Origin of the sequence: Mesorhizobium sp. M0968 (assembly GCF_040319065.1) — a bacterium.
In the GTDB taxonomy this organism is placed as follows: Bacteria; Pseudomonadota; Alphaproteobacteria; order Rhizobiales; family Rhizobiaceae; genus Mesorhizobium.
Genome location: NZ_JAMYNL010000006.1, coordinates 22,490 through 45,287 on the forward strand (window position 1 = coordinate 22,490; position 22,798 = coordinate 45,287).

Annotated in this window: 21 protein-coding genes; 5 read left to right on the forward strand and 16 right to left on the reverse strand. The window is 61.9% G+C overall.

Features of this window, described 5'->3' with window-relative positions; genetic code table 11:
- Window positions 1–110 precede the first annotated feature (110 nt).
- Window positions 111–668 (forward strand): SH3 domain-containing protein, encoded by a 558-nt coding sequence (locus NKH67_RS12725; RefSeq protein ID WP_352541270.1) that lies wholly within the window; start codon window positions 111–113, stop codon window positions 666–668.
- Window positions 669–748: 80 nt separating this feature from the next.
- Here the strand turns inward: NKH67_RS12725 and NKH67_RS12730 are convergent, their stop codons facing one another.
- Both NKH67_RS12730 and irrA read right to left on the reverse strand, forming a co-directional pair.
- Complete coding sequence (locus tag NKH67_RS12730; protein ID WP_353030995.1) at window positions 749–1,108, reverse strand: DUF4260 domain-containing protein; 360 nt, start codon at window positions 1,106–1,108, stop codon at window positions 749–751.
- A 10-nt stretch (window positions 1,109–1,118) separates the two neighbouring features.
- A complete protein-coding gene (gene irrA / locus NKH67_RS12735) occupies window positions 1,119–1,550 on the reverse strand; it encodes an iron response transcriptional regulator IrrA (protein ID WP_023676913.1) in 432 nt (143 codons plus the stop codon).
- 240 nt (window positions 1,551–1,790) lie between these two features.
- On the opposite strand from irrA, the gene fabA reads away from it, so the two are divergent.
- The 3 genes from fabA to fabI all read left to right on the forward strand — a co-directional run bounded on the left by fabA (window position 1,791) and on the right by fabI (window position 4,476).
- On the forward strand, window positions 1,791–2,309 hold the full coding sequence (gene fabA, locus NKH67_RS12740) for a 3-hydroxyacyl-[acyl-carrier-protein] dehydratase FabA (RefSeq protein WP_352470073.1): 519 nt from the start codon (window positions 1,791–1,793) through the stop codon (window positions 2,307–2,309).
- A gap of 120 nt (window positions 2,310–2,429) precedes the next feature.
- Entirely contained in the window at window positions 2,430–3,650 is a 1,221-nt protein-coding gene (gene fabB, locus NKH67_RS12745; RefSeq protein WP_353030997.1) for a beta-ketoacyl-ACP synthase I, read from the forward strand.
- 13 nt (window positions 3,651–3,663) lie between these two features.
- Complete coding sequence (gene fabI / locus NKH67_RS12750; protein ID WP_352613887.1) at window positions 3,664–4,476, forward strand: enoyl-ACP reductase FabI; 813 nt, start codon at window positions 3,664–3,666, stop codon at window positions 4,474–4,476.
- Window positions 4,477–4,512: 36 nt separating this feature from the next.
- Here the strand turns inward: fabI and NKH67_RS12755 are convergent, their stop codons facing one another.
- The 10 genes from NKH67_RS12755 to rimP all read right to left on the reverse strand — a co-directional run bounded on the left by NKH67_RS12755 (window position 4,513) and on the right by rimP (window position 17,465).
- Window positions 4,513–5,526 carry a class I SAM-dependent methyltransferase gene (locus tag NKH67_RS12755; protein ID WP_353030999.1) on the reverse strand — a complete coding sequence of 338 codons (1,014 nt, stop codon included), beginning with the start codon at window positions 5,524–5,526 and terminating at the stop codon, window positions 4,513–4,515.
- Window positions 5,527–5,615: 89 nt separating this feature from the next.
- A complete protein-coding gene (pnp, locus tag NKH67_RS12760) occupies window positions 5,616–7,763 on the reverse strand; it encodes a polyribonucleotide nucleotidyltransferase (RefSeq protein ID WP_023676908.1) in 2,148 nt (715 codons plus the stop codon).
- A gap of 408 nt (window positions 7,764–8,171) precedes the next feature.
- Window positions 8,172–8,483 (reverse strand): 30S ribosomal protein S15, encoded by a 312-nt coding sequence (gene rpsO / locus NKH67_RS12765; protein ID WP_280940423.1) that lies wholly within the window; start codon window positions 8,481–8,483, stop codon window positions 8,172–8,174.
- A gap of 139 nt (window positions 8,484–8,622) precedes the next feature.
- Complete coding sequence (corA, locus tag NKH67_RS12770) at window positions 8,623–9,717, reverse strand: magnesium/cobalt transporter CorA (protein ID WP_352613885.1); 1,095 nt, start codon at window positions 9,715–9,717, stop codon at window positions 8,623–8,625.
- Window positions 9,718–9,863: 146 nt separating this feature from the next.
- A complete protein-coding gene (truB, locus tag NKH67_RS12775) occupies window positions 9,864–10,817 on the reverse strand; it encodes a tRNA pseudouridine(55) synthase TruB (protein ID WP_352613884.1) in 954 nt (317 codons plus the stop codon).
- The gene (gene rbfA / locus NKH67_RS12780) at window positions 10,817–11,242 is read right to left on the reverse strand and encodes a 30S ribosome-binding factor RbfA (RefSeq protein ID WP_352613883.1); all 426 of its coding nucleotides are present in this window, start codon (window positions 11,240–11,242) and stop codon (window positions 10,817–10,819) included. Before rbfA ends, truB begins: the two co-directional genes overlap by 1 nt.
- 694 nt (window positions 11,243–11,936) lie before the next feature.
- Complete coding sequence (gene infB, locus NKH67_RS12785) at window positions 11,937–14,504, reverse strand: translation initiation factor IF-2 (protein ID WP_352613882.1); 2,568 nt, start codon at window positions 14,502–14,504, stop codon at window positions 11,937–11,939.
- Window positions 14,501–15,151, reverse strand: coding sequence for an RNA-binding protein (locus tag NKH67_RS12790; protein ID WP_352455116.1), 651 nt, complete (start codon window positions 15,149–15,151; stop codon window positions 14,501–14,503). Before NKH67_RS12790 ends, infB begins: the two co-directional genes overlap by 4 nt.
- A gap of 38 nt (window positions 15,152–15,189) precedes the next feature.
- A complete protein-coding gene (gene nusA, locus NKH67_RS12795; RefSeq protein WP_023676901.1) occupies window positions 15,190–16,785 on the reverse strand; it encodes a transcription termination factor NusA in 1,596 nt (531 codons plus the stop codon).
- A gap of 47 nt (window positions 16,786–16,832) precedes the next feature.
- Window positions 16,833–17,465: a ribosome maturation factor RimP gene (gene rimP, locus NKH67_RS12800; RefSeq protein ID WP_023676900.1), complete on the reverse strand. Its 633-nt coding sequence runs from the start codon at window positions 17,463–17,465 to the stop codon at window positions 16,833–16,835.
- A gap of 281 nt (window positions 17,466–17,746) precedes the next feature.
- On the opposite strand from rimP, the gene NKH67_RS12805 reads away from it, so the two are divergent.
- Window positions 17,747–17,911 (forward strand): hypothetical protein, encoded by a 165-nt coding sequence (locus NKH67_RS12805; RefSeq protein WP_352470065.1) that lies wholly within the window; start codon window positions 17,747–17,749, stop codon window positions 17,909–17,911.
- Window positions 17,912–17,971: 60 nt separating this feature from the next.
- Here the strand turns inward: NKH67_RS12805 and trmB are convergent, their stop codons facing one another.
- The 4 genes from trmB to lnt all read right to left on the reverse strand — a co-directional run bounded on the left by trmB (window position 17,972) and on the right by lnt (window position 22,448).
- Window positions 17,972–18,673, reverse strand: a complete 702-nt coding sequence (gene trmB / locus NKH67_RS12810; protein ID WP_352614602.1) for a tRNA (guanine(46)-N(7))-methyltransferase TrmB — start codon at window positions 18,671–18,673, stop codon at window positions 17,972–17,974.
- 11 nt (window positions 18,674–18,684) lie between these two features.
- On the reverse strand, window positions 18,685–19,974 hold the full coding sequence (gene metK, locus NKH67_RS12815) for a methionine adenosyltransferase (RefSeq protein ID WP_023676896.1): 1,290 nt from the start codon (window positions 19,972–19,974) through the stop codon (window positions 18,685–18,687).
- Window positions 19,975–20,304: 330 nt separating this feature from the next.
- The gene (locus tag NKH67_RS12820; protein WP_023676895.1) at window positions 20,305–20,724 is read right to left on the reverse strand and encodes a helix-turn-helix domain-containing protein; all 420 of its coding nucleotides are present in this window, start codon (window positions 20,722–20,724) and stop codon (window positions 20,305–20,307) included.
- Between the two features lie 137 nt (window positions 20,725–20,861).
- On the reverse strand, window positions 20,862–22,448 hold the full coding sequence (gene lnt / locus NKH67_RS12825) for an apolipoprotein N-acyltransferase (RefSeq protein WP_352541257.1): 1,587 nt from the start codon (window positions 22,446–22,448) through the stop codon (window positions 20,862–20,864).
- Window positions 22,449–22,798: the final 350 nt, after the last annotated feature.

Here is a 22,798-nt window from a genome sequence, read left to right on the forward strand (position 1 = left end):
GGCGAAACTGAGAGCCGATCGCGGTACCGGTCATTCATGTAACAAGCGGTTCCGCCGAAGACAAAGAAAAAGGGGCGAAGGCCGATGGGCCGGTGCCGAAAGGAACGAAAGTGTCTGGTTTCGCGTCGCTCCGCCTGACCCTCAGTGCAGCATTCCTCGGCGCTCTCATCCATAGCCCACTGGTGATGGCGCAAAGTGCCGCCGCACCCGCCCAGAGCATCACGCTCGGACCAAGCGGCTTGCCGCTGCCGCGCTTCGTCAGCCTGAAATCCGGCCGCGTCAACTCGCGCGTTGGGCCGGGCGTCAATTATTCCGTCGACTGGATGTATATGAAGCCAGGCCTGCCGATGGAGATCATCCAGGAGTTCGATACGTGGCGCCGTGTGCGTGATGCCGACGGCTCGGAAGGCTGGATCAATCAGTCGCTGCTTTCGGGCCGTCGCACGGCGATCGTCGCCCCCTGGCAGCGCGGCAAGGACGCTCGCGTCAACCTCCTTGACGACCCGGCAAAAGACGCAGGCGTCATCGCGATCCTCGAACCGGGGGTGATGGGCACGATCAAGTCCTGCGATGGCCAGTGGTGCGAAATGACCTTCGACGGCCATACTGGCTGGCTCGCGCAGTCGCTGGTCTGGGGTGCCTATCCCGGCGAAAAGGTCAAGAACTGACTTTCCGAACCGCAGGTCGGGCCAGCGCTGCAAGCACCGGATCCGGCATTTGTTTCGCTGATCTTCGGTTCGGGGATGGTTTAGCGGCCGATGCGGCCGAGATGGGTATCCTGGAAACTGCTTGACAGCTTCAAACCATAGCCCAGAGCGCGGTCGATGGCGATGTGGGCGATCCAGATCAGCGCGACAGCTACCGCCATTGCATTGTCAAAGACGCTGCCGACAAGCGCCAGCAGAACGGGGAAGATCAGTATGTGCAAGGCGTTGTAGGCGACGGCCCCGACGCGCGGCCCGGCGATGTAACCCAGCATCGACAGGTCGGGCGCCAGAATGAGCACGGCAAACAGCCACCAGGAAACACCGGCGATTGCATAGAAGACAAGAGCCGCCACCGCGACGGCGACCCATTCGAGCCGGAGCGTCAAATCCAGGAATTTCATAAGATGCCGGTCAGTCGCAGCGTTTCGGACGCAGTCTCACCACGATATCGACATTGGCGATCTCCATGCCCTCCGGCGGCTCCGGCAGGTTGGAAACCGTCACCGGGCCGCTGTCGATATCGAAGATCCTGTTTTCGCCCTCGATATAGAAATGATGGTGATCGGAGGTGTTGGTGTCGAAATAAGTCTTCGATCCCTCGACGGCAAGGATGCGCAGAAGACCGGCCTGGGTAAACTGGTGCAGAGCATTGTAGACGGTGGCCAGAGACACCGGCACGCCGGCGGCAAGCGCCTCCTCGTGCAGTTCCTCGGCCGAAAGATGGCGGTCGCCCTTGGCGAAAAGCAGATCGGCCAGCGCGATGCGCTGGCGTGTCGGCCTCAGACCGGCCTCACGAACCCGCTTGTCCACAGCGACATTATCCTTCCGGCAACCCAGATCCATCTATCCGTCGCGCTCACAGTTCCGCCTCAGACAGGTCCAAAATGGCAGAAATTGAGCATCTGCCGAAACTGGACGTGTCCTGACATATATTCTGTCGACCGAATGCGATCAATAGCGCGCATTGACCCGGGCAGACGGGCAGGTTAAGCGCAAACGCCGGTTTCCGGCCTGAAACAGATTGTGTTAGGAAACCACCGACAAGGGCTCCTTTCGCGCGGGACGATCACGGGGACGAGATTGATGGCGGATCCGAAATCCAGCTACGGTTACGAGGAATTGCTTGCCTGCGCCCGCGGCGAGCTGTTCGGACCGGGAAATGCGCAGTTGCCCTATCCGCCGATGCTGATGTTCGACCGCATCACCGAGATCAGCGAGACCGGCGGTGCGTTCGACAAGGGTTTCATCCGCGCGGAATTCGACATCAAGCCGGATTTGTGGTTTTTCGCCTGCCATTTCATCGGTAATCCGATCATGCCGGGATGCCTGGGCCTGGACGCCATGTGGCAGTTGACGGGGTTCTATCTCGGATGGCTCGGTGAACCCGGCAAGGGGATGGCGCTGTCGACCGGTGAGGTGAGGTTCAAAGGCATGGTCACGCCTTCGGTCAAGAAGGTGGAGTATGGCGTCGACTTCAAGCGCGTGATGCGCGGTCGGCTTGTGCTTGGCATCGCCGATGGCTGGCTGAAGGCAGATGGCGAGCCCATATACGCGGCAACGGATCTGAAGGTCGGTCTGTCCAAGCAATCGGCCGCCGTCTGAACGAAGACCCTGCAGTACGACGTCTTGGACGTCTGATGAACGCTGTAGCACTTTAATTTTGCGCATGGTTCCATTCCGGAAATTGATTTCAGGTTCGGGGTCCGCTGGAAGGAGTTGCGAATGAGACGGGTCGTAGTCACAGGTCTCGGCATCGTGTCGTCGATAGGCAACAATGCCAACGAGGTGCAGACCTCGCTGCACGATGCCAGATCCGGCATCAGCTTCTCCGACTCTTTCGCCGAGCATGGCTTCCGTTGCCGGGTGTGGGGTGCGCCGACGCTGGACCCATCGGGCATGATCGACCGTCGCGCCATGCGCTTCCTGTCGCAGGGTGCTGCCTGGAACCATGTCGCAATGGACCAGGCGATCGCAGACGCCGGCCTCGACGAGGCCGACATCACCAATGAGCGCACCGGTATCGTGATGGGCTCCGGCGGACCGTCGACCCGTGCAATCGTCGAGGCGGCCGAGACCACGATCAAAAACGGCAGCCCCAAGCGGATCGGGCCGTTCGCGGTGCCAAAAGCGATGTCGTCGACCGCGTCGGCGACGCTTGCCACCTGGTTCAAGATCCACGGCGTCAACTATTCGATCTCATCGGCCTGCTCGACGTCTGCGCATTGCATCGGCAATGGCTACGAGCTGATTCAGTGGGGCAAGCAGGACATCGTCTTCGCCGGCGGCCATGAGGATCTCGACTGGACGATGTCGGATCTCTTCGATGCCATGGGCGCCATGTCGTCCAAGTTCAACGACAGGGCGTCGGTCGCCTCACGCGCCTACGACGTCGATCGCGACGGTTTCGTCATTGCCGGCGGCGCCGGCGTGCTGATTCTTGAAGAGCTCGAGCATGCCAAGGCACGCGGCGCCAAGATCTATGCCGAGATCGTCGGCTATGGCGCGACATCGGACGGCTACGACATGGTGGCGCCGTCGGGCGAAGGCGCGGCGCGCTGCATGAAGCAGGCGCTCGCAACGGTGTCCTCGCCGGTCGACTACATCAATGCGCACGGCACCTCGACGCCGGTCGGCGACTCCAAGGAAATGGGCGCCATCCGCGAGGTGTTCGGCGAGAAGATGCCTTTCATCACGTCGACCAAATCGTTAACCGGCCATTCTCTGGGCGCCGCCGGCGTGCAGGAATCGATCTACTCGATCCTGATGATGCAAGGCGGCTTCATCGGCGAGAGCGCCCACATTGAGAACCTCGATCCGGAATTCGAGGGCATGCCGATCGTGCGCAAGCGCATCGACGATGCAAGGATCGACACCGTTTTGTCCAATTCGTTCGGTTTCGGTGGCACCAACGCAACGCTGATTTTCCAGCGCTATTCCGCATAAGGATTTGCCGACCATGGACGGATTGATGAAGGGCAAGCGCGGGCTTGTCATGGGTGTTGCCAACGATCATTCGATCGCCTGGGGTATCGCCCGCAAACTGTCCGAACATGGCGCGGACCTCGCCTTCACCTATCAGGGCGAGGCCTTCGGGCGCCGGGTCAAGCCGCTCGCCGAGAAATTGGGCGCATCCCTGGTGGTGCCTTGCGACGTCGAGGACAGCGTGTCGGTCGCCGCGACTTTCGAGACTTTGGGGAAGGCGTGGGGCGGGCTGGATTTCGTCGTCCATGCCATCGGCTTTTCCGACAAGAACGAGCTGAAAGGCCTCTACGCCGACACGAGCCGCGACAACTTCATCCGCACCATGGTGATCTCCTGCTACTCCTTCACCGAGATCGCCCGTCACGCCGCCACATTGATGAAGGATAGCGGTTCGATGGTCACGCTGACCTATGCCGGTTCGGTCCGTGTCATGCCGAACTACAACGTTATGGGTGTCGCCAAGGCGGGGCTGGAGGCCAGCGTCCGCTATCTCGCCAACGACTACGGCCCGCGCGGCATCAGGGTGAACGGCATATCGGCGGGACCGGTACGGACGCTTGCGGGCGCCGGGATTTCCGACGCACGCCACATGTTCTCCTACCAGCAGCGCAACTCGCCGCTACGCCGTACAGTGACGATCGATGAAGTCGGCGGCTCCGCGCTCTATTTGCTGTCCGACCTGTCCTCCGGCGTCACCGGCGAAATCCATTATGTCGATTCCGGCTATCACATCGTTTCCATGCCGACGCTTGACGAATTGAAGCAGACCGACGGCGGGCGGGAATAGCGCGAGCGACGTATCGCCGGCTTGCCCCGCAGGATTTCAGCGTCGCGCCGATAAGACCTTGAACATGCCGTCGCGGGCGAGCTCCGCATGGCTGGAGAAGGCGGCCGCCAGCACCGGTTCGTAGGGAAGCTGGCGGTTTGCCACCATGAACAGCCGGCCGCCGGGCTTCAGCGCCTTGCCTGCCGCGCGGATCATGCCGGCACCGATTTCCGGCTCAGTCGCCCGGCTGCGGTGAAAGGGCGGGTTCATGACGACCACGTCGTAGCGGCGCTCGACCGGTTCGCTCAACAGATCTATCCAGAAGAAACGTGGCTCCACGCCTGTGTTGCCGACATTGGCCTTGGCCGCCTCCAGCGCCTCGAAATCCGCTTCGTAAAGGTCAAGCGCCGATATGCCGGGTGAGCGGGCGGCGACTTCGGCGGCGACATAGCCCCAACCGGCACAGAAGTCCGCAACGCTGCCACGCAGATCGTTGGGCAGATTTTCGACTAGCAGCTTCGATCCGGCATCGATCTTGTCGAAGGAAAACATGCCTGGGGCCGTGCGGAAGCGGTCCTCGACCACCAAGTCCGGATTGGCGGCGCGAAGCGTTGCCGCGGCAACGGTATCGGCCGGCCGGCGAAACCAGAAGGCAATGCCGTGATGCTTCGGCAGGTGGCCTTCGAGCGGCACAAGGGCGCCGACATGCTTGCGCAGGCTGGCGATTCCATCGTCCTTGCTGCCGGCGACGACGATCAACCCGCCTGGTGCTGCGCGTTCGACCGCTTCGGCAACGCGCAACTCGTTTTGGCCGCGATGGCGGCCAGCGAGCACAAATGCCGCGTCGAAAGCCTCGCCTTCGACCTGCGGCGTGACCGCGAAGCCGGACGCCTGCAAGGCGCGAAAGTGCGGCCTGAAGCCTTGGACAAGATGAAGCTTGGCATCAAAACTTTCCGGCAAGCGAAAGCCGGGCTCGGCACCGAGAAAGAGTATGCGTTGATCCTTTCGTGGCAGGGAGACAGCACCGGCCTCGAACGGATGGAAAAGCGTTTTCAGCGGCTCGGCGGACATTCACCACTCTTGAACTGCAAGGCTGTTGTTGAAACGCAAACGGGCGCGACCTTCCGGCGCGCCCGCTTCGATTGCATAGTTAGATCAGCTTAGGCGGCGTTTTCTTCGCCTTCGCTCTTCTTGTCGCGCACGATTTCCTTGCCGGTGGCCTGGTCGACGACCTTCATCGACAGGCGGACCTTGCCGCGCTCGTCGAAACCCATCAGCTTGACCCAGACCTTGTCGCCTTCCTTGACCACATCGGAGGTCTTGGCGACGCGGTCATTGGCGAGTTGCGAGATGTGGACGAGGCCGTCACGCGGACCGAAGAAATTGACGAAAGCGCCGAAGTCGGCGGTCTTGACGACCGTGCCTTCGTAGATTTCACCGACTTCCGGCTCGGCGACGATGGTGTGTATCCACTTCTTCGCCGCCTCGATCTCCTTGGCATTGGCCGAGGCGATCTTGACGGTGCCGTCGTCCTCGATGTTGATCTTGGCGCCGGTCTTTTCGACGATCTCGCGGATGACCTTGCCGCCCGAGCCGATCACGTCGCGGATCTTGTCGGTCGGGATGTGCATGACCTCGATGCGCGGCGCGAACTCGCCGAGCTCGGCACGTGCGCCGGACAGAGCGTGGGCCATTTCGCCGAGAATGTACTGACGGCCATCCTTGGCCTGGTCGAGGGCGATCTTCATGATCTCCTCGGTGATGCCCTCGATCTTGATGTCCATCTGCAGCGAGGTGATGCCGTAGGCGGTGCCGGCAACCTTGAAGTCCATGTCGCCGAGGTGGTCCTCGTCGCCAAGGATGTCGGAGAGCACGGCGAAGCGCTCGCCTTCCTTGATCAGGCCCATCGCAATGCCGGCGACCGGCTTGGCAAGCGGCACGCCCGCGTCCATCAGAGCCAGCGAGGTGCCGCAGACGGTAGCCATCGACGACGAGCCGTTGGACTCGGTGATCTCCGAAACGACGCGCAACGTATAGGGGAACTGGTCGGCGGTCGGCAGCATCGGCCGGATGGCGCGCCAGGCGAGCTTGCCATGGCCGATTTCGCGGCGGCCCGGCGAACCCATGCGGCCGGTTTCACCGACCGAATAGGGAGGGAAGTTGTAGTGCAGGAGAAACTTCTCCTTGTACATGCCGGTCAACGAATCGACATACTGCTCGTCCTCGCCGGTGCCGAGCGTGGCGACGACCAGCGCCTGGGTCTCGCCGCGAGTGAACAGCGCCGAGCCGTGCGTGCGCGGCAGGACGCCGACTTCCGAGACGATCTTGCGGACCGTCTTCAGGTCGCGGCCGTCGATGCGCGAGCCGGTGTCGAGGATGTTCCAGCGCACGACCTTGGCCTGGAGCTCCTTGAACACGGTGCCGATCTGTTCGGACGTGTATTTGGCCTCTTCGCCTTCTGCCGGCGCGAACGCGGCCTTGACCTTCGCCTTGACGGCGTCGACGGCGGCATAGCGCTTCTGCTTGTCGGTGATCTTGTAGGCGTCGCGAAGCTCGCCTTCGACGATCTTGAGCATCTCGGCTTCAAGTGCGGAATAGTCCGGCGCGTTGAAGTCGCGCGGGTCCTTTGCCGCGACTTCAGCCAGCTTGATGATCGCGTCGATCACCGGCTGGAAGCCCCTGTGGCCGAACATGACGGCGCCGAGCATAAGGTCCTCGCCGAGTTCCTTGGCTTCGGACTCGACCATCAGCACGGCGTCGGCGGTGCCGGCGACGACCAGGTCGAGCTTCGATTCCTGCATCTCGTCGACATGCGGGTTGAGCACGTATTCGCCGTTGATGTAGCCGACGCGGGCGCCGCCAACCGGACCCATGAACGGCACGCCGGACAAGGTCAGGGCGGCGGAGGTGGCGACGATCGACAGGATGTCCGGGTCATTTTCGAGATCGTGCTGGACGACGGTGACGACGATCTGGGTGTCGTTCTTGTAGCCTTCGGCGAAGAGCGGCCGGATCGGGCGGTCGATCAGGCGGGAAACCAGCGTTTCCTTCTCGCTCGGACGGCCTTCACGCTTGAAATAGCCACCCGGGATCTTGCCGGCGGCGTAAGTCTTCTCCTGGTAGTTGACCGTCAGCGGGAAGAAATCGAGGCCGGGTTTCGGCTCTTTCATCGAGACTACGGTGGCGAGAACCTTGGTTTCGCCGTAGGTGGCCAGCACCGCGCCATCAGCCTGACGCGCGATCTTGCCGGTTTCGAGAATGAGCGGACGGCCGCCCCATTCGATTTCGACTTTGTGGTAATTGAACATGTCTTGTCCTTCGTATGCGGAAAGGGCCGCGCCGTTTCAGCGTGCGCGGATGCCCCTTTCCCTTGGCTTCCTTTCTCGGGCAGCCACGGGCAAGACAACGGGAGGCTCGGCTTATTCGGCGCGGTGCCGCACGAGCGTCCTGCAATCCTGCCCCATGACCGTCCATGGGCGGTTTCGAGTAGCCCTCTGCTGTTTCGAAACCGGGTTGGCCAATCGATCCGACTGGCCTTGCGCGTGAACCCGAAAACCAGGTTTTCGGAAAGTATCCTGCGCAAATCTAAACTTCAGAGCGTCCTTTGCGCGTCCAAACCGGTGCGCGGCGCTCTGCTTTCTTCATTGGAGCCTCGGATGATCCGATGCTCCAATGCGCGACCGGCGGGCTCTCGAAAGAACCCGCCGGTCAATTCGTCAACGGCGCAGACCGAGCTTCTCGATCAGCGTCTGATAGCGCGCGTCGTCCTTGCGCTTGAGATAATCAAGCAGGCTGCGGCGCTGGGAAACGAGAGCGAGCAGACCACGGCGGGAATGGTTATCCTTCTTGTGGTCCTTGAAATGATCGGTCAGGTTCTTGATGCGCTCGGAAAGGATGGCCACCTGGACTTCCGGAGACCCGGTATCGCCCTTGGCGGTTGCGAATTCGCCCATCAATTCCTTCTTGCGTTCGGCAGTAATCGACATCGTGTTTTTCCTTGTCTGTTTGAGGAAACGGGACGCCCTCAGCCGGGATGTCGTCCAGCAGGGGCCGGTGCAAGCAACGCGTCAAAGCGCGAGGCTGCGGCGCATATAGTGCAATTCCGACAAAAAGGCCAGCCTAATTCACAAGCCGGCTTTTGCTGCGTAAACGGGCACTTCCGCCTAGTCAGAGCCATTTCTTCCATTTGAAGTACGCAAAGAGCCCGACCGCCACAAGCGCCATGAAGGCGAGCGACAGCGGATAGCCGTAATAGGCCTTCAGCTCCGGCATGTTCCAGGGCGAGGTGTCGGGGTCGAAATTCATGCCCCATACGCCGACGAGAAAGGTAAGCGGCATGAAGATCACCGAGACGATCGTCAGATAGCTGATGACGTCGTTGGTGCGCGCCTGGCTGAGCGACAAGTGCATCTCGATCAGGCCGGTCAGCATGTCGCGCTGGGTTTCGACCAGTTCGATCAATCGCAGCGAATGATCGAGCGTGTCGTTCAGAAATATCTTGGTTTCGGCCTTCACATAAGAGACGTCGTTGCGGATCATGGTCGCCAGCGCGTCGCGCATCGGCCAAAGCACGCCCTTCAGCACATTGGCATCGCGCCGCAATTCGTGAAGCTGCCGCATCTGATGCTTGTGCGCCTGGTTCAGCATTTGGTCCTCAATGCTGTCGACCAATTCGCCGGCAGCCTCGATCGGCGGGAAATAGCTGTCGACGATGGCGTCGATCAAAGCATAGGCGAGATAGTCGGCGCCGCGCGAGCGCAAGCGGTTGGGCACCGAGCTTGCGATCCGCTTGCGCACGGGATCGAACGGGTCGCCTTCGCGCTCCTGGAAGGTGACGACGAAGTTCCTGCCGAAGAAGACGGCGATCTGTTCGTAGCGATGCGCGGTGACATCGTCGATCATCCTGACGACGACAAAGGCATGGTCCTCGAAGAAATCCACCTTCGGCCGCTGGCCGGTGTTGACGACATCTTCCAGCGCCAGCGGATGCAGGTTGAAGATCCGGCCGATCTCCTCGATCAGCTGGATGTTGGCGAGGCCTGTGCAATCGAGCCAGATAACCGGCCAATTGTGGCAATGGGTGTTGACGTCGTCGATGCTGGCATTGTCGATGGTCTTGAACTTTTCGGGCGAGATCAACGTCAGCCTGAGCTCGGAGCGGCGCGCCGCCGGGTCGGCGATCAGCGTGCCCGGCGAAGCCCCGACCGGCGGCCTCCGTGTTTTGAGCGCCGCTCGTTTGTTGACCGTGTCAGCCTTTGCCATGTGCCCCCTCGAGTGCAGCGTCGAACGGCACTACAGCGCAGCGCATCCTTTCGGACGGCAAACGACGCCGTAGGCCTGTTGATTTAGCGCATGATCCTTTCCCAAAATAGAATCCGGTTTGGAGATCATGCGCCGGGCGACAGCTGTTACCCGACAAAGACCCGCTTTGGCTTGAACATGCCTTGCTCGATGGCGCCGATGGCGACCAGCTTGCCGCGCGCGGTGGCGCAGGCCTCCTCAGCTTCAACCGGCGCGTCACGGCCGCGAATGATGACCGGATTGCCGAGGCGGATTTTGGTTGCCGCATCATCGCTGATCGCAACCTGCGGCAAGCATTCGAGCGCCGCGGCGGTGTCGACCAGAAGTGCATCGATGGTACCGAAGTCGATCGGCGCGTCTGCTGCTTGCGGCTCGCCCTGCTCGCCGAAGCGGGCGGCCTCCAACTCGGCCAAGGTGACGAAATCTTCCTGCGTGAACGGCTCGACCTCGACCCGCCGCAGCTCGGCGATGTGACCAAAGCAGCCAAGGTCGCGCCCCATGTCGCGCGCCAGCGAGCGGACATAGGTGCCCTTGCCGCATTCGACCTCGAAGATGGTGCGATCGGCCATGTGCTCGACCAGATCGAGCCGGCCGATCTCGACCTCGCGTGCCGGAATGTCGATCGTCTCGCCATCGCGGGCAAGGTCGTAGGCGCGCTCGCCGGCGATCTTGATCGCCGAAAATTGCGGCGGCGTCTGCATGATGACGCCGGTATATTTCGAAAGCAGCGCCCGTACGTCGGCTTCCGCCGGACGGCGGTCCGAGCTTTTGGTCGCCGGGCCTTCGAGGTCGTCGGTCGAACGCTCCTCGCCCCAGGCAACCGTGAAGCGGTAGACCTTGGCGCCGTCCTGGACGTATGGCACGGTCTTGGTCGCTTCGCCGAGCGCGATCGGCAGCATGCCGGACGCCAGCGGGTCGAGCGTGCCGGCATGGCCGGCCTTTTCCGCCTGGAACAGCCATTTGATCTTGGAGACGGCTTCAGTCGAGCCCATGCCGACCGGCTTGTCCAGTACCAGCCAGCCCGAGATCGGGCGGCCCTTCTTCTTACCGCGACGCGCCACTATTCGCTGTCCTTCCGGTCGTCTTTGTCTTTGTCGTCGGCGCTGAGATCGCGCGCCACTTCGGGCGAGTGCAGCAATTCGTTGATCTTCTGGAAATTGTCGTAGCTGGTGTCGAGCCGGAAGCGGAATTCCGGCATGTACTTCATCTGCCGCAGCGCGCCGGAGACGCGGCCGCGCACGAACTTCGCATGCTTGTTGAGCGCCTCGATCACCGCCCCGGCATCCTTGGCGCCGAGCGGCGAAACGAAGGCGGTGGCGATCTTGAGATCGGGCGACATGCGCACTTCCGAGACCGAAACCACCGTGTTCTCGATCAGCGGATCGAGGATCTCGCCGCGCTGCAAGGTCTCGGACAGCGCATGGCGCACCTGCTCGCCGACGCGCAGCATGCGCTGGGATGGGCCAGCCGTTGATGGTCTAGGCATGAAAATTCTTCCTTCGCGCGGGTTCGAACCGCCTCAAGCCGCCCACTTAGCGCTGTTGAACTGGCTTGGCTACCCTTGGGAACCTGCGTTAATTGGTCCTCATTCTATGACCGAGCGTCAGCTACCCAGATTTTTATTTTCGCAAGCGCATCGGCGGTAACGACATCTCTCGGGACAAAAACGAAACGGGTGCCGTCGTCAATAACGAAGAATAAATAATCGTGGCTGAGATGCATCCGTTCTATCTTTCGATTCTTTATCGAGCTCTCGTCCAAAAACTGGATAATATACCCGTCGAAAATCTTAACTGATTCAGCGATATTGCCAAGCTTCTTATTACCTGCCTTCCTTTTTAAAGGAACCAAAAAACTACGAGCTATTATTATATATATTGTCCCCATAGCAATTGGGGGCCAGAGCGTAAATTGTCTCACTGGAAACCACGCCCTTTGCAAGGTACTCCAGCAGAGCGACGGCCAACGCAGATGTCCAGATAATCAAAAGAATTGCGGCTATCAAAATCAGCCAAGCAAGCCCTGTAAGAATCCAACGCCTGGATCGACCATACCTCAGATCGGAAAACGAACGCGCAGCACGTTTAAGCTGCGTATCATTTGTCTGGAAGGTATACTCCCATAGAGGGAACATACCTTCCAAATTTGGAACGTCCTGGCCCATATCGGTGCCAAGCGCTTTATAGTGTCCTGGTCACCATCTCGACGCGGAAGCACTCGATGACGTCACCGACGCGCATGTCCTCGTAGTTCTGGAAGGCCATGCCGCATTCCTGGCCGCCCGGAACTTCCGAAACCTCGTCCTTGAAGCGCTTCAGGGTCTTCAGCGTGCCTTCGTGGATGACGACGTTGTCGCGGATCAGGCGCACGCCCGCACCACGCTCGACCTTGCCTTCGGTGACACGGCAGCCGGCGATCTTGCCGACCTTGGTGATGTCGAAGATCTCGAGGATCTCGGCATTGCCGATGAAGGTCTCGCGACGCTCCGGCGAGAGCAGGCCGGAGAGCGCCGCTTTCACATCATCGACCAGATTGTAGATGATCGAATAGTAGCGGATCTCGATGCCTGCCGCAGCCGCGGCTGCGCGGGCCTGCGCATTGGCGCGAACGTTGAAGCCGATGATCGCAGCCCCCGAAGTTTCCGCCAGCGACACGTCGCTTTCGGTAATGCCGCCAGCCCCCGCATGGACGATGCGGGCGCGCACCTCGTCGGTGCCGAGATTGTCGAGCGCGGCGTTGATCGCCTCGATCGAGCCCTGCACGTCGCCCTTGATGACCAGCGGGAATTCCTTCAATCCGCTGGTCTGCAACTGCGACATCATCTGTTCAAGCGAGCCGCGCTGGCCGGCATGCCTGGCCACCGCCTTCTCACGCGCCAGACGCTGGCGATATTCGGTGATCTCGCGGGCGCGGGCTTCGTTGTTGACCACGGCGAAGCGGTCGCCGGCCTGCGGCGTGCCTTGCAGGCCGAGCACCTCCACCGGCATTGCCGGCGGCGCTTCCTTGACCTGCTCGCCGCGATCATTGACGAGCGCGCGTACCCGGCCCCATTCGTTGCCGGCGACGAGAATGTCGCCCGGCATCAACGTGCCGGTCTGCACCAGCACGGTAGCGACTGGGCCGCGGCCCTTGTCGAGCTGGGCTTCGATGACCACGCCTTCGGCGGTGCGGTCCGGATTGGCCTTCAGGTCGAGGATTTCGGCCTGCAGCAGGATCGCTTCGAGCAACTTGTCGAGATTGATGCCCTTGGTCGCCGACACCTCGACATCCAGCACCTCGCCGCCCATGGATTCGACGAACACCTCGTGGCGCAGCAGTTCCGAACGCACCTTCTGCGGGTCGGCGTCATGCTTGTCGATCTTGTTGATCGCCACAATGATCGGAACGCCGGCCGCCTTGGCGTGATTGATCGATTCGATCGTCTGCGGCATGACGCTGTCGTCGGCTGCCACCACGAGGATGGCGATATCGGTCGCCTGGGCACCGCGGGCACGCATCGCCGTGAAGGCGGCGTGGCCGGGCGTGTCGATGAAGGTAACCTTGTGACCGTTCTTCTCGACCTGATAGGCGCCGATATGCTGGGTAATGCCGCCGGCCTCGCCGGAGACGACGTTGGCATTGCGGATGGCATCGAGCAACGAGGTCTTGCCGTGATCGACATGGCCCATGATCGTTACCACCGGCGGACGCGGCCGCAGGTCCTCGGGACGATCGGCGATGTTGAACAAGCCCTCTTCGATGTCGGACTCGGCGACGCGGCGGACCGTGTGGCCAAATTCGGTGGCGACGAGTTCGGCCGTGTCGGCGTCGATGACGTCACCAGGCTTCAGGATCTGGCCCTGCTTCATGAAGAACTTGACCACGTCGACAGCGCGCTCGGACATGCGCTGCGCCAGCTCCTGGATGGTGATGGTTTCGGGCAGGATCACTTCACGCATGACTTTCTCGCGTGGCTCGTTATGCAACGCGCGCTTGAATTTCTCCTGACGGCGGCGCATCGACGAGAGCGAGCGGGCGCGCGCATCCTCGTCGGAAAGCGCCGAATTCAGCGTCAGCTTGCCGCGGCGGCGGTCTTCCTCGCCCTTGGTCGGTTTGGCCGGACGCGCCACTTCCGGCGTGACCAGACGGCGCACTGGTGCGCCGGCACCGGTCCGCTTCGGTTTGACCTCTTCCTCGTCATCGACTGTTGCCAGTTCGGCGGCGAGCGGCGCACGGCGGCGCGCCTCTTCCTCGGCACGGCGGCGGGATTCGGCCTCGGCTTGCAGCCGTGCCTCTTCCTCGGCCTGACGGCGAGCCGATTCCTCGCGCTCGCGGCGGCGGCGCTCTTCGTCCTCGCTGCGGCGCTTGGCTTCCTCGATGGCGCGCTGGCGATCCTCGACATCGCGGACCTTCGAGCCCTCGAGAGCCCGGCGGCGCGCTTCCATTTCCTGGCGCGACAACTCGTTCAGCACCATGCCGCCGCGTTCGACCGGCGGCGGAGGGGGAGGCGCCTTGGGAGCTTCCTGCACGGCAGGCGCTGCCGCGACCGGCTTCGGCGTGAAGACGGAAACAGGCGCTGCCGCCGGCTCCGGCTTGTCGCCGGGCAGCGAGAACTTGCGCTTCTTGGTCTCGACGACCACCGACTTGGTGCGGCCGTGCGAGAAGTTCTGGCGCACCGTGCCCTGTTCCATACCGGGGCGCTTCAGCGTCAAGGTCTTCTTCGGCGTAACACTCAGCGTCTTGTCGTCGCCCGATTTCGTATCGCTCATTCCATATCCTCTGCGGCATCATCTTCGTCAGCAACGGCCGCAAGCATTGCCAGATCGTCCGGGGAACCGCCCCGATATCGGTCGAGCGCAACCATGCGCTTCTGGACCGCCCTGCCCGCGTCTCCCGCGAGAACGGCAGCATGTATCACATTTGTACCCCCCAATGCCAAGCTCAACTCGGCCTCGGAGAAAAGTTTGTAAGCGCGGATCGCAGGCCCGCCAAGGTGGACGGTTGCCCGTCGCGCCTGGCTTATCTTGCGGACGCCATCGTCGGAAGCCTCGGTCGCGTGGAGCACGAAAAGTGCAAGTCCGCCGCGCACGGCGCTCTCGACCTTGGTCGCTCCGAGCGCTATGGCGCCCGCCTTGCGGGCCAGGCCAAGCATGCCCAGAGCGGACCTGGAAAGCAGCGCGTCGACCATGCCGCCAAGATCGGCCGGCACGCTCACCTGCGCCTTAAAAGCACGGGCAAACAGGTTTTTGGCCGCTGCCTTTTCTATATGTAGGCGGTCGGCCGTCACCCAGCAACCGCGGCCGGGCAGGTTTCTCTTGATGTCCGGAACGACGGCCGAATCCGGGCCGACGACGAAACGGATCAGTTCATCCGGTTCGGCTTGCCTGCGGGTGACGATGCAGGTGCGATCGTTCATCTCGTCCAAGGGCGGGTTCGGTGCGATGCGGTTTCACCTCACGCACCGACGGTTTCGTCAGCCGGCACGCCCTCGGCGGCAAGCTCGTCTTCGGTGATCCAGCCAGCCTTCAGGCGAGCGGCCAGGACCATCTGCTCGGCATCGGCGCGTGATACGCCGTGGTTGGCGAGCACACCCGGGAATACCTTCGTCTCGCCGTCCTTGCGTTCCTTCCAACCGGTCAGGTCGTCGGCGGCGTAGCCGGCGAAATCCTCGATCGTCTTCACGCCGTCCTCGCCGAGCGTCACCATCATGGCGGTGGTGATGCCGGGAATCTCGCGCAGCTCGTCCTTGACGCCGAGCGCCTTGCGCTTCTCGTCATGCTCGGCTTCGATCTTCTCCAGATATTCGCGGGCGCGGGTCTGGATTTCCGAAGCCGTGTCCTCGTCGAAGCCGTCGATCGACGCGATTTCGCCGGAGTCGACATACGCGACCTCTTCGACGCTGGTGAAGCCTTCGGAAGCGAGCACCTGGCCGACCATCTCGTCGACGTCGAGGGCTTCCATGAACAGCGACGACCGTTCGACGAATTCCTTCTGGCGGCGTTCGCTCTCTTCCTGCTCGGTCAGGATGTCGATATCCCAGCCGGTGAGCTGCGAGGCAAGACGGACGTTCTGGCCGCGGCGGCCGATGGCCAGCGACAGCTGATCGTCGGGAACGACGACCTCGATGCGCTCGGCATCCTCGTCGAGCACGACCTTGGCGACTTCCGCCGGCTGCAATGCATTGACAATGAAGGACGCCGCCGAAGGCGACCAAGGAATGATGTCGATCTTCTCGCCCTGCAATTCACCGACGACCGCCTGGACGCGGCTGCCGCGCATACCGACGCAGGCACCGACCGGATCGATGGAGCTGTCGCGCGAGATGACAGCGATCTTGGCGCGCGAACCCGGATCGCGGGCGACCGACTTGATCTCGATGATGCCGTCGTAGATTTCCGGCACTTCCATGGTGAACAGCTTCGCCATGAACTGCGGATGGGTGCGCGACAGGAATATCTGCGGGCCGCGCTGTTCGCGGCGCACGTCATAGACATAGGCACGGACGCGATCGCCATACTTGTAGTTTTCGCGCGGAATCAGCTCGTCGCGGCGGATGATCGCTTCGCCGCGGCCGAGATCGACGATGACGTTGCCGTATTCGACGCGCTTGACGGTACCGTTGACGATCTCGCCGATACGGTCCTTGTATTCGTCATATTGCCGGTCGCGCTCGGCCTCGCGCACCTTCTGCACGATGACCTGCTTGGCCGACTGGGCGGCGATGCGGCCAAAATCCATCGGCGGTAGCTGTTCGGCAATGAAATCGCCGAGCTGGGCGTCCGGATTGCGCTCGCGCGCCGAGGAAATGGCAATCTGCGTCGCGTAGTCATCGACCTTCTCGACCACTTCCATCAGCCGCTGCAGCTTCATCTCGCCGGTGTTGGCATTGATGTCGGCGCGGATATTGGTTTCCTGGCCGTAGCGCGAGCGCGCGGCCTTCTGGATCGCATCGGCCATGGCGGCGATGACGATCGACTTGTCGATCGACTTTTCACGCGCGACCGCATCGGCGATCTGCAGCAGTTCAAGCCTGTTGGCGCTTACAACCATCTTCTTTCTCCCGAGCTTGTTGCCGACCTTTACGGCCGGCAGCCCAATCACATTTCCTGTTCGGTTTCGTCTTCCGCACCCTCTGGTGCGTCTTCGGGTTCGCCGCGGCGTTTCCTGGCTTCCTTGCGCGCCCGATTGTCCTTCGACAGCGCATCGCGGATAAGGTCGTCGGTCAGAATCAGCCGCGCTTCGGCAATCGCATCGTAGGGAACACGTACCGTCGGCTCCTCGCCGTAAGCGGCCTTGTCACGCTCGATCAGCACACCGTCCGCGTCGCTTTCGGCGATCTTGCCCTTGAAGCGCTTACGGTCGGCGACGAGAACCGACGTTTCCATCTTCACCAGATGGCCGGTCCAGGCTGCAAAGTCCGATTTGCGGACCAGCGGCCGGTCGATGCCCGGCGACGACACTTCGAGATGATAAGCCTTCTCGATCGGATCATCGACATCGAGCGCCGGCGATACCGCCCGGCTGACCTCTTCACAATCCTCGACCGTCATGGTGCCGTCCTCGCGCTCGGCCATGATCTGCAGCGTCAGCCCGTTCTGGCCCGACAGGTGCACACGTACCAAGCGGAAGCCAATGGCGCGCAGTACCGGCTGAACGATCAGCGCGATGCGCGCATCGATGCCGCTTTCGCGGATGATGCGGTCGTCGCCTTCGCTTGCCGTCACTGTCATTCGGTCTTGTCACTCGATTTCTGTCGGTCGGCAGGTAATAAAAAAGAGCGGGACCGGGTGGACCCACTCTTCGTCATACCGACCAAGAATTTGAAGCTGATATAGACGATCGTGGTCCTCGTTTCAAGCCCGTCCTGCATGACGGCAAGGCTCCGAGTCCGCAGCGCTGCTCCAAATGCATGGCGCCCATGCAGTGATCACCGTTTGAGCACCGGCCACGCACGACTATCTACGTTGCATTGCACAATTGGAGCGCTCACTGCGCTCGAAAGGGTCCCATCATGAACAATCGTGGATTTTTTTCAGCCATAGGCGATGTCTTTAGCGTGTTCGGCAGCGCCGTAGCCGCGTCGCGGGCTGTGGAACGCGGTCGCAAGCCGCGTGCGCATGATCTGCGCAATCTCGGCATGGAGCCGGCAGCCTTCAACAAGATCCGTCGCTTCTGAGCCAGGTGGCCGCCGAGAGCCTTCGGCCCGCTCGCCTTGTGCTCAGCTCTAATTTCCCGCTTATTTCCGCACGAAGGTGAGATAGGCGGGCCGTCGGCCTTCGCGAATGGCCTTGGCCTCATAGCGCGTCCCCGGCCAGCCATCATAGGGCCGGTGCCAGTCGGCTGCTTCGCTTGCCTGCCACGTGAAGGCGTCGTGCGCCCGGCAATGCAGGAGCGTCCAGTTCACATAGCTGTCGATATCGGACGCAAAGTGGAACTTTCCGCCGTGCTTCAGGACGCGCGCGAAGCGGTCGAGATTGACCGGGCTGACGAAGCGCCGCTTCCAGTGCTTCTTCTTCGGCCACGGATCCGGATAGAGAAGGTCAATGCCGTCAAGCGAAGCCTGCGGCAGCCAGTCCAGCAGACGTGTGGCGTCGTCGTCATAGACGCGCAGATTGGCAAGCGGCCGCTCCCGGACCGCCATCATCATCTTGGCCATGCCGTTGACGAAAGGCTCGACGCCGATAAAGCCGGTCGCCTGGCTGGCCGTAGCACGGTGCAGAAGATGTTCGCCGCCGCCAAAACCGATTTCGAGCTGGACAGCCGAAACTTCGGCTTCGAAAAGGCTGCGCAAGTCGGCCGGCGGTTCAACCGTCAAATCGAGCCTGTAGGCGGCGAAGCCGCTCTCCAGCGCCGCTGCCTGTTGTGGTCGAATGGTCTTGCCGCGCCGGCGACCGAAAAAGGCCTCGGTCGCACGGCTTGGCCGGTCCTTCGGATCCATAGGCGCCGCGGTTAGGCGGCGACCGCTTCGGCGACCGGTTCGGCGAGAGCATCCTTGAGCGCCTTGGCGAGATCGGTCTTCTCCCAGGAGAAGGATCCGTCGCGGCCGGCCTTGCGGCCAAAATGGCCGTAGGACGACGTCTTGGCATAGATCGGCTTGTTGAGATCGAGGTGGCGGCGGATGCCGGACGGCGACAGATCCATCACGGCGCGCAGTGCACGCTCGAGTTTTGCCTCGTCGACCTTGCCGGTGCCGTGCAGGTCGACGTAGATCGACAGCGGCTGGGCGACACCGATCGCATAGGAAAGCTGGATGGTGCAGCGATCGGCGAGCTTTGCGGCAACCACGTTCTTGGCGAGATAACGCGCCGCATAGGCCGCCGAGCGGTCGACCTTGGTGGTGTCCTTGCCAGAAAAAGCGCCGCCGCCATGAGGCGCAGCCCCACCATAAGTGTCGACGATGATCTTGCGGCCGGTCAGGCCGGCGTCGCCATCAGGCCCGCCGATGACGAACTTGCCGGTCGGATTGATGTACCAGTTGCAATTGTCGGCAATCTTCAGGTCGCCCAGTGCTTCGCGAATATAGGGCTCGACGACGTTGCGCACCTTCTTCGAATCCCACGTCTCATCGAGATGCTGGGTCGACAGCACGATCTGCGTCACTTCCGCCGCTTTGCCGTCGACATAGCGGACGGTGACCTGGCTCTTGGCATCCGGCCCGAGCCTGCCGGCATCACCGCTGCCTTCATGGCGCGCAGCCGCCAGCAATTCGAGGATCTTGTGGCTGTAATAGATCGGCGCCGGCATCAGGTCCGGGGTTTCGCGGCAGGCATAGCCAAACATGATGCCCTGGTCGCCGGCTCCCTCCTCGCCTTGCCGGTCGGAGGCGTTGTCGACGCCTTGGCCGATATCCGGCGACTGGCCGTGCAGCAGGACCTCGATCTTGGCTGTCTTCCAGTGGAAGCCGGCCTGCTCGTAGCCGATTTCGCGGATCGCCTTGCGAGCGACCGACTTGAACTTGGCCGGGTTGACGATCGGATGGCCGGCCGCATCCTTCAGGACGTTGCCCTCCTTGTCCTTCTTGAGCAGCGTCTCGGGGACGCGCACCTCGCCGGCGATGACAACGCGATTGGTCGTCGCAAGCGTCTCGCAGGCAACGCGGACCTTCCACGGGTCCATGCCGGTCTTTCTGGCTTCGCGATAGACGAGATCGACAATCTCGTCGGAGATGCGGTCGCAGACCTTGTCGGGATGGCCCTCGGCAACGGATTCCGAGGTGAAGAAGTAATTGTGCCGCGTCACGGGTGTCCCCTCTTGAAAAAAATATCGGCAGGCGGCCGATTTTGGCGCGCCAGTTGTTAACGGTGCCGGGCGTCGCTAGTCAAGCCATGCAGCCGTTCTGGCATAAATTTTGACGTTATTATCTTTGCATCCCGAGACGGCGGCAGGGCGCACTGCGATCAGCCCTTGCGCCAACAGACTGAGGAAAACGGCTTCCAGGAAGCGAGTCGAGCGAAATCGATCTGCGCTTTAGCGCATCTGCGGAATGAACATCCCTCAATGCGCGCAGCCGCGAGAAATTGCATGCCCAGCTACGACGAGCCCTTCCTTGTTGAACTCTTCACGGGCCAGTCAATCGACTTCGTCGGTGGAAAGCGACTTCACCAGCTCGATGATCTTGCGGCGCACTTTCACATCGGCGATCTTGACGAAGGCGCGATTCAGCTGGAGGCCTTCCGGGCTGCCGCAGAATTCGACGGCGGAGGTCATCGAAGCATCCTCGGCAAATCCACGGTTGCCCACGGGCTCCTGACCGGGCGCATCCTCGAAAAAGAAGGCGACGGGGACGCCGAGTATGGAGGCGATTGCCTGCAAACGGCTGGCGCCGACGCGATTGGTGCCCTTTTCGTACTTTTGGATCTGCTGGAACGTTATGCCGAGGTTTTCACCCAGTTTTTCCTGGCTCATTCCCAGCATATTGCGGCGAAGCCGGATGCGGCTTCCGACGTGGATGTCGATCGGATTCGGCTTTTTCTTGTTTTCTTCTGTCATTTTTTCCTCGCCGAATTTTTCCGGCTTTTTCTATTTTGCTGCCCAAACGACGCCGCGGCCCGTGCCCCAACAGAACGACCTTATCGACTTCGAAAATTTTCAGGCGCTTACAGTATGAGTTTCTAATGTGTCGGCTGTCAATTCGCCCGTAGCCTTTGCCTTACGTTCAAAATGCATGCCGCAACGGCAAGCAAAAACATGATCAGCATTCCGTTAATGCGTCGTTGGCCGGAGGAAACGATGGCTTGGTCGGAGATCGGCACACGCACATCGATCGCGCCGCGTGCATCGATTGCCAGCGCGTCGACGATGCGACCGCGCGGGTCGACAACGGCCGAAATGCCGTTATTAGCCGCGCGCAACAGGGGCACCCCATTCTCCACCGCCCGGATCTGCGCCTGCCTGAAGTGCTGGTACGGCCCCGGCGTGTCGCCGAACCAGGCGTCATTGGTGACGTTCACAATAAGCTCGGCTGACGTTGCGTCAACTGCGACCAGATCGGGAAAGATGACCTCATAGCAAATAAACGGCAGCGCCCGGATACCGCCGGGCAGCGCGATCGGATGCCGCTCATTGCCCGCCGCGAAGGTCATTGGACCGGCAACAAGCTGCTCAAGCCCAAAGCGGCCGAGCAGATCGGCGAAAGGCAGGTATTCGCCGAAGGGTACCAGGTGGACCTTGTCGACGGCATCGACGATTTCGCCCCTTTCGTCGATCGCCACCACAGAGTTGTAGTAACGGCTGCCGGCCGCCGAGCCGCCTTCCTCGCGAACGACGCCGGCGACCAGCATCTGGCCATCGCCAAGCATCTCTCCGATCGCAGGCAGGGCATCCGGACGTTCGGTGAACAGAAACGGCACGGAGGTCTCCGGCCACAGAATCAATTGCGGCCTGTCATGGCCGGGTTCCGGCGCCTTGGCCGAAAGCCCCATCATGGTGGCGAAGATACGGTCACGCACCGAGGTATCCCATTTTTCGGTAAGGTCGACGGCAGGCTGCACTATACGGACGTCAAGGCTGCGGGCGGCCGGCTTTTCGGGGGCGGCGAGCCGGATATAGCCGAAGCCGGCATGGGCGGCGACGAGCACGACAAGCAATGCCGCGCCGAGGCGGAGATGCCGGCGCGCCGCAAGCAGCGCCGGCAGCGCAAAGACGAAGACCGCAAGCGCGTCCATGCCGACCATGCCGGTCACCGAGACGCTCTGCATCAGCAAAGGTACCGGCATCGCCGCATAGCCGACGGCATTCCACGGAAAGCCGGTGAACAGGAAGCCGCGCAGCCATTCCGCCAGCGCAAAGCCGAAGGCGAGCGCGGCGATGCGTCCGATGTCGTTGCTCCACAACAGCCGGGCGACCACGGCGGCGAAACCATAGAAGAAGGCGAGCGCGAGGGGGATGCCGACCACCGCGAACGGCAAGGCCCAGGCAAAGCTGTCGGCCTCGACCAGAAGCGCCGAGCCGACCCACCAGAGACCGGCAAGAAAGTAGCCGAAACCGAACCACCAGCCGATGGCGAAAGCCGGACGCAAGCGCCGCAGAAAACCGTCCGAGGCTTCGCCGGTCGCGCCGTCGAGGAGCCACACCAGCAGGGGAAACGAAACGAAACAGACGGCGAAGAAATCGTAAGGCGCCTGGGCAAGAACCGCCAGCGCGCCGGCAAGAAACGCCACCAACGCGCGCCGCCAGCCCCAAAGCAGAATTATCCGGCCGGCCTGGCGCTCCATCTATGCTTCCGAGTCGTGCGAATCAGGAAGCAAGATTTATCAGGCCGCGGCCTTGGCTCCAAATGGCGCCCAGCTGGGGCTGCCGAGCATTAACTTCGGCCTCGACCTTGGCAGACCTTGCCCAGCGATGCGATGATGCTGGTCGTCACGGGAGCACAATTCACTTGAAGCGACATTCGCTGCTCAATAGCGTTCTGGCCATGCTCATGGTTTCCGTCCCAAGTGCAGTCCTGCTGTTCGCGCTGGCTCGGCCTTGGAAAGGAACCCTTTCGGTGTCGGATCTTTGGACCGCATTCGCTGCAAGCCATGGTCCAGGGTTGGCTCTAACGGCCAGCTAAGACGCTAAACGG